The organism is Mesorhizobium sp. M7A.F.Ca.CA.001.10.2.1, from assembly GCF_003998575.1.
GTDB lineage: Bacteria > Pseudomonadota > Alphaproteobacteria > Rhizobiales > Rhizobiaceae > Mesorhizobium.
Genome location: NZ_RZQY01000294.1, coordinates 1 through 7,050, shown reverse-complemented (window position 1 = coordinate 7,050; position 7,050 = coordinate 1). Strand labels below are relative to the sequence as shown.

At 64.2% G+C, this 7,050-nt stretch carries 8 protein-coding genes and 1 pseudogene; all 9 read left to right on the top strand.

Features of this window, described 5'->3' with window-relative positions:
* Positions 1-501 (top strand): phosphonate C-P lyase system protein PhnH (gene phnH / locus EN964_RS19160; protein ID WP_127276632.1); only part of this gene is annotated, 501 nt, incomplete at its 5' end.
* A gap of 1 nt (position 502) precedes the next feature.
* Positions 503-1,615 carry a carbon-phosphorus lyase complex subunit PhnI gene (locus tag EN964_RS19155; RefSeq protein WP_127267991.1) on the top strand — a complete coding sequence of 371 codons (1,113 nt, stop codon included), beginning with the start codon at positions 503-505 and terminating at the stop codon, positions 1,613-1,615.
* Complete coding sequence (fosX, locus tag EN964_RS19150) at positions 1,612-2,031, top strand: FosX/FosE/FosI family fosfomycin resistance hydrolase (RefSeq protein WP_127267990.1); 420 nt, start codon at positions 1,612-1,614, stop codon at positions 2,029-2,031. Before EN964_RS19155 ends, fosX begins: the two co-directional genes overlap by 4 nt.
* The gene (locus tag EN964_RS19145; protein ID WP_127267989.1) at positions 2,028-2,927 is read left to right on the top strand and encodes an alpha-D-ribose 1-methylphosphonate 5-phosphate C-P-lyase PhnJ; all 900 of its coding nucleotides are present in this window, start codon (positions 2,028-2,030) and stop codon (positions 2,925-2,927) included. The genes fosX and EN964_RS19145 overlap by 4 nt, the downstream gene beginning before the upstream one ends.
* Positions 2,924-3,700 carry a phosphonate C-P lyase system protein PhnK gene (gene phnK / locus EN964_RS19140; protein ID WP_127267988.1) on the top strand — a complete coding sequence of 259 codons (777 nt, stop codon included), beginning with the start codon at positions 2,924-2,926 and terminating at the stop codon, positions 3,698-3,700. Before EN964_RS19145 ends, phnK begins: the two co-directional genes overlap by 4 nt.
* 37 nt (positions 3,701-3,737) lie before the next feature.
* Positions 3,738-4,445: a phosphonate C-P lyase system protein PhnL gene (gene phnL, locus EN964_RS19135; RefSeq protein WP_127267987.1), complete on the top strand. Its 708-nt coding sequence runs from the start codon at positions 3,738-3,740 to the stop codon at positions 4,443-4,445.
* A pseudogene (locus tag EN964_RS19130) lies at positions 4,442-5,059 on the top strand (DapH/DapD/GlmU-related protein). Before phnL ends, EN964_RS19130 begins: the two are co-directional and overlap by 4 nt.
* Positions 5,060-5,371: 312 nt before the next feature.
* A complete protein-coding gene (gene phnC, locus EN964_RS19125) occupies positions 5,372-6,229 on the top strand; it encodes a phosphonate ABC transporter ATP-binding protein (protein ID WP_127267986.1) in 858 nt (285 codons plus the stop codon).
* An 84-nt stretch (positions 6,230-6,313) separates the two neighbouring features.
* Positions 6,314-7,050, top strand: a 737-nt coding sequence (gene phnD / locus EN964_RS19120) for a phosphonate ABC transporter substrate-binding protein (RefSeq protein WP_127276630.1), incomplete at its 3' end; no start/stop codon positions are given.

Here is a 7,050-nt window from a genome sequence, read left to right as displayed (position 1 = left end):
TCGTTATCGCACAGCGCCAGTGCGATGGCGCCGCTCTCGGCGACCGCCGGCGCCATCGCACTGGCGCTGTGCGATAACGACACCCCGCTCTGGCTCGACCAGGCCCTGCAAGCTTCCGCCGCGATCAGATCCTGGCTTGGGTTCCACACTGGCGCGCCCGTGGCCAACACACCGGCCGATGCGCATTTCGCCTTCATCGCGGCCCCGGCCGAGATGATGTCGCTTGATGGTTTTTCGCAGGGCACGCAGGACTATCCCGACCGTTCGACCACGTTGATCCTGCAAGTCGGCGATCTCGTCTCCGGCACGCCGCTGTTGCTCGAAGGTCCCGGCATCGAAACCAGCGCCACGATCGCGCCGGCACAGATGCCGCGCCATTTCGTCGAGCAGTGGAAACAGAACATCAAGCGCTTTCCGCGTGGCGTCGACATCATCCTCGTCACATCAGGCGGCATTGCCTGCCTGCCGCGCACGACGCGCATCAAGACGATGGAGGCGTAAGATGTATGTCGCGGTAAAAGGTGGCGAAGCCGCAATCGCCAACGCCCACAGCCTGCTTGCCGACCGCCGGCGCGGCGACCGTTCGGTGCCGGCGCTTCGCCTCGACCAGATCGTCGAGCAGCTGGCGCTCGGCGTCGACCGGGTGATGAGCGAAGGCTCGCTCTACGATCGGGAGCTGGCCGCGCTCGCCATCGTCCAGGCGCGCGGCGACATGATCGAGGCGATCTTCCTGGTGCGCGCCTATCGCACCACGCTGCCACGCTTCGGCTACTCCAAGCCGATCGACACCGCCACCATGCTGGTCGAGCGGCGCGTGTCGGCGACCTACAAGGATCTGCCCGGCGGCCAATTGCTCGGGCCCACCTTCGACTACACGCACAGACTGCTCGATCCCGAGCTTGCCGCGGGGGCCGAGGTCGCCGAGCCCTTGCTGCGCGAGACGGAAGCGCAAGCCATGCCGCGCGTTTCGGCCATCCTCGCCCGCGAAGGCTTGATCGAACCGGATGGCGACATGCCGCAGGACCATGTCCCCGGCGACATCACCCGCGAGCCGCTGGAATTCCCAATGGCGCGCGACATCCGCCTGCAGGCGCTGTCGCGCGGCGACGAGGGCTTTTTGCTGGCGCTCGGCTATTCCACCCAGCGCGGCTATGCCCGCAACCATCCCTTCGTCGGCGAGATCCGCATCGGCGAGGTCGAGCTCGAGTTCGACGTTCCCGAACTGCCCTTCGCTGTCCCGCTCGGCACTGTCCGCATCACCGAATGCCAGATGGTCAACCAGTTCAAAGGCTCGGCCAAGGCGCCGCCGCAGTTCACCCGCGGCTACGGCCTGGTCTTCGGCCAGAGCGAGCGCAAGGCGATGGCGATGGCGCTCTGCGACCGGGCGCTGCGCGCGAAGGAGCTCGGCGAGGATGTCGTCGCCGCGGCCCAGGACGAGGAGTTCGTCATCTCACACTCCGACAATGTCCAGGCGACCGGCTTCGTCGAGCATCTGAAGCTGCCGCACTATGTCGATTTCCAGGCCGAACTCGACCTCGTGCGCCGCATGCGCGCCGAACACGACGCCCACCAAAACCCCGTGAAGGTCGAAGAGAAGCGGGAGGCCGCGGAATGATCGAAGGGCTTTCCCACATGACCTTCATCGTCCGCGATCTCGAGCGGATGACCAAGATCCTCGAGGGCGTATTCGACGCACGCGAAATCTATGCCAGCGATGCCGAGCAGTTCTCGGTGTCGCGCGAAAAATTCTTCCTGATCGGCGACATCTGGGTCGCCATCATGGAGGGCGAGCCCTTGCCGGAGCGCAGCTACAACCACATCGCCTTCAAGATCGATGACGCCGATTTCGACCACTATGCCGAGTGCATCGGCAAGCTCGGCCTCGACATGCGCCCGCCGCGCCCGCGCGTCGAGGGCGAGGGCCGCTCGATCTATTTCTACGACGACGACAACCACATGTTCGAACTGCACACGGGCACGCTCAATGAGCGGCTGGCGCGCTACGCCAAGGGATTTGAGGTCGCATCATGACCGACATCGCCACCTACAACTTCGCCTATCTCGACGAACAGACCAAAAGGATGATCCGCCGCGCGATCCTCAAGGGCATCGCCATCCCGGGATATCAGGTGCCGTTCGCCTCGCGCGAAATGCCGATGCCCTATGGCTGGGGCACTGGCGGCGTCCAGGTCACCGCTTCGATCATCGGCCCAGACGATGTGCTCAAGGTGATCGACCAGGGCGCCGACGACACCACCAACGCGGTCTCGATCCGCGCCTTCTTCAAGAAGGTCGCCAACGTCGCGGTGACGACCGACACCGCCAGCGCCACCATCATCCAGACCCGTCACCGCATTCCCGAGCATCCGCTGACGGCGGGCCAGGTGCTGGTCTACCAGGTGCCGATCCCGGAACCCTTGCGCTTCCTCGAGCCACGCGAGACCGAAACGCGGAAAATGCATGCGCTGGAAGAATACGGCCTCATGCATGTGAAACTTTACGAGGACATCGCCAAACACGGCCGCATCGCCACCACCTATGCCTATCCGGTCAAGGTCGAGGGCCGCTATGTGATGGACCCGTCGCCGACGCCGAAATTCGACAATCCCAAGATGCACCGCTCGCCGGCGCTGCAGCTGTTCGGCGCCGGGCGCGAAAAGCGCATCTATGCGGTGCCGCCCTTCACCGAAGTGGTCAGCCTCGACTTCGAGGATCATCCGTTCGAGGTGCAGACCTTCGACCAGCCCTGCGCGCTGTGCGCGGCCGAGAATGTCTATCTCGACGAGGTCATCCTCGACGACCATGGAGGCCACATGTTCGTCTGCTCCGACACGGATCATTGCGAGAAGCGGCGGGCGGACGGCCATCACGGCCACCTTGCTTCAGAGAACCATCTTGCCTCGGAAAAAATGGAGCCGGCGCAATGACCGACGAACCGCTGCTGCGCGTCTCGGCGCTCTCCAAATTCTACGGCTCGCGCGTCGGCTGCGACAACGTCTCCTTCGACCTGTGGCCGGGCGAAGTCCTGGCTGTGGTCGGCGAGTCCGGCTCCGGCAAGACGACATTGCTCAACTGCCTGTCGACGCGGCTGCTGCCCTCCTCCGGCAGCGCCAGCTACCGCATGCGCGACGGCCAGTTCCGCGAGCTCTACCGCATGAGTGAGGCCGAGCGCCGCTTCCTGATGCGCACCGACTGGGGGTTTGTCCACCAGAACCCGGCCGACGGCCTGCGCATGACGGTGTCGGCCGGCGCCAATGTCGGCGAGCGGCTGATGGCGGTCGGCGACCGCCACTACGGCAAGATCCGCGCCACCGCCGTCGACTGGCTATCGCGCGTCGAGATCGACGAGGACCGCATCGACGACGAGCCCCGCGCCTTTTCCGGCGGCATGCGCCAGCGCCTGCAGATTGCCCGCAACCTCGTCACCGGCCCGCGTCTGGTGTTCATGGACGAGCCAACCGGCGGCCTCGACGTCTCGGTCCAGGCGCGCCTGCTCGACCTGCTGCGCGGTCTGGTCACCGATCTTGGTCTGGCGGCCATCGTCGTCACCCATGACCTTGCCGTGGCGCGGCTTTTGTCGCAGCGCATGATGGTGATGAAGGACGGCCGCGTCGTCGAAAGCGGTCTCACCGACCGCGTGCTCGACGACCCGCGCGCGCCTTACACGCAATTGCTTGTTTCCTCGATTCTGCAGGTTTGACGATGACGCAAACGACTGACGATTGGAGAACCTTCTGATGGCAACCCCGCTCGTTGTTTCCGGCGTTGCCAAGAGCTTCACCATGCATCTGCGTGACGGCATCAAACTGCCTGTTGTCGCCGGTGTCTCGTTCTCGATCAGGGCCGGCGAATGCACCGTGCTCGGCGGCCCGTCCGGTGCCGGCAAGAGCTCGATCCTGAAGATGCTCTACGGCAACTACGCCGTCGACGAAGGCCAGATCATCGTCACGCATGATGACGGGCTGATCGACCTGGCCACCGCCAGCCCTCGCACCGTGCTTGCGGTGCGCCGGCAAACGATCGGCTATGTCAGCCAGTTCCTGCGCACCGTGCCGCGCGTTTCGGCGCTCGATGTCGTCGCCGAACCGCTGGTCGAGCGCGGCGAGGATCGCGAGATTGCCCGCGGCAAGGCGCGCGCCTTGCTGGCACAGCTCAACCTGCCGGAGAAACTCTGGGCTTTGCCGCCTGCGACCTTTTCCGGCGGCGAGCAGCAGCGCGTTAACATCGCGCGCGGCTTCATCACCGAGCATCCGATCCTGCTGCTCGACGAACCGACCGCTTCGCTCGACGCCAGGAACCGCGACGTCGTGATCGAACTCATCGCCGCCAAGAAGGCGGCTGATGTCGCCCTGCTCGGCATCTTCCATGACCACGACGTGCGCGAGGCGGTTGCCGACCGCATCATCGACGTCACCGCGTTCGCGTCCGGAAAAATCGCCGCATGACCAGGAAATTGTCCGAGACGCCGCTGGTCCACCCGACGGCGGATGTACAGAATTCGACGCTCGGCCGCTGGACCGAGATCGCCGACCGCAGCCGGGTCTCGGAAAGCGAACTCGGCGACTATTCCTACATGATGCAGGACTGCTCCGTCTGGTGCGCGACGATCGGCAAGTTCGCCAACATCGCGGCCAGCGTTCGCATCAACGCCACCAACCACCCGACCTGGCGGCCGACGCTGCATCACTTCACCTATCGCGCCTCGGACTACTGGGACGATGCCGAGCACGAGACAGAATTCTTCGCCCAGCGCCGCGCCAAACGCGTCACCATCGGCCACGACACCTGGCTCGGTCACGGCTCGACTATCCTGCCCGGCGTCACCGTCGGCGATGGCGCCGCGGTCGGCGCGGGTGCGGTGGTCTCGAAAGATGTCGCGCCCTATACCATTGTCGGCGGCGTGCCGGCCAAACCGATCCGCGAGCGCTTCGATCGCCGCACGGCCGAACGCTACCAGGCGCTCGCCTGGTGAGACTGGGACCATGCAAGGCTGCGCGCCGCGTTGGATGATTTCCGGGAGCTTGAGGCCGAGACGTTCCTAGAGAAATATGGTGGATAGCGACGTCCAGGAATGGCGGTCACTGACGCGGGGCAGCGGGGCATTATCACAAACCGCCCCGGCCCCTACTATCCGCATGACATGCCTCTCGACACCAGCATCGGCGCCATGACGGCCCTTGTCTGGAACGCTTGATGGCACCAGCTCGCCAGGCCCGCGTTCCAAATCACCTTCGACTGCTGACCCAGGGTCGACACTAGACTCCAGCCTGTGGAGCGTAACAAAACTGACATCACCGCGACACGGCAGGTTCATGTGGCTGCGCTAGGCGAGAGCCTGACGATCAATGGTCCGGACCTGGAACCTGCCCCCATGCCAGCAAATTCCGCCACGCTCGAAATCCGCGGTGTCACCCGACGATTTGGCAAGAACACTGCCGTCAGCGACATCAACATCGCGATCCCGCAGGGTCAGATGGTTGGCGTCATCGGCCGTTCGGGCGCCGGCAAATCGACCCTTCTTCGCATGATCAACCGTCTCATCGATCCCAGCCAGGGGTCGATTTTTTTTGACGGCGCCGAGGTCTCCCAGCTGCGCGGTTCGCCACTACGGCGCTGGCAGCGCGATTGCGCCATGATCTTCCAGCAGTTCAACCTGGTGCCGCGCCTCGACGTGCTGACCAATGTGCTTCTCGGCCGGCTGAATCACCGCTCCACCATGTCGAACCTGCTCGGCATCTTCTCCCGCGAGGAACGAGCCGAGGCGATAGCAGCGCTGGAGCGTCTCGATATCGCCCGCACCGCGCTGCAGGCCGCCGGCACCTTGTCGGGTGGCCAGCAGCAGCGCGTCGCCATTGCCCGCGCGTTGATGCAGCAGCCGAAGGTGATCCTCGCCGACGAGCCGATCGCGTCACTCGATCCGCTCAACGCCAAGGTGGTTATGGATTCGCTGCAGGATATCAATTTGCGCGAAGGCATCACCGTGATCACCAACCTGCACACGCTGGACACGGCCCGCACCTATTGCAACCGTATCATCGGCATGGCTGCCGGCAAGGTCGTCTTCGACGGCCCGCCGGAAGAGCTCAACCGCGAGGCCGTGCGCATGGTCTACGGCGCCGACAGCAGCGGCGGCGAAATCTCCGAGGCCATCACCTCGACCAGTGTCATCATCAAGCAAAAAATCGCCGCATCCGCCGGACCGCTTGAGCCAGCCTTTCCTGGTTACTGAGCGACCTGGATCGCCAGCCCGCGTCAAGGGCATCATATCCCAACGCAGCCGGCGCGATGCCGGGACCAACAGGAGAGAGACGAGATGTTTAGAAAGATACTTTTCGGTGCCGTTTCCGTCATGGCCATGGCGATGGGCTCGGTCCAGGCACAGGATCTGAAGGAATTCCGCGTCGGCATTCTGGGCGGCGAGAACGAAGCCGACCGTCTGCGCAACTACCAGTGCTTCGCCGACCACATCAAGCAAGTTCTCGGCGTCGAGAAAGTTTCGCTGTTCCCGGCCGCCGACTACGACGGCGTCATCCAGGGTCTGCTCGGCGGCACGCTCGACTATGCCGAACTCGGCGCTTCCGCCTACGCCAAGGTCTACCTCGAGAACAAGGACGCGGTTCAGCCGATCCTGACGACGGTCCAGACCGACGGTTCGACCGGCTACCATTCGGTTATGGTCGCCCGTGCGGATTCCGGCATCAAGACACTCGCTGACATGAAGGGCAAGAAACTCGGTTTCGCCGATCCCGATTCGACTTCCGGCTACCTGGTCCCGGTCACCTCGCTGCCCAAAGACATCGGCATGGATGTGAAGAGCTATTTCGCGTCGACCGGTTTCGGCGGCGGCCATGAACAGCTTGTCCTTGAAGTTCTGAAGGGCACCTTCGATGCCGGCACCACCTGGGCCTCCGGCGTCGGCGACTTCAAGGATGGCTACAGCTCCGGCAATCTGCGCAAGATGGTCGACAAGGGTGTCCTCAAGATGGACGACCTCGTAGAGTTGTGGCAGTCCCCCTTGATCCCGAACGGCCCGCTGGTCATACGCACCTC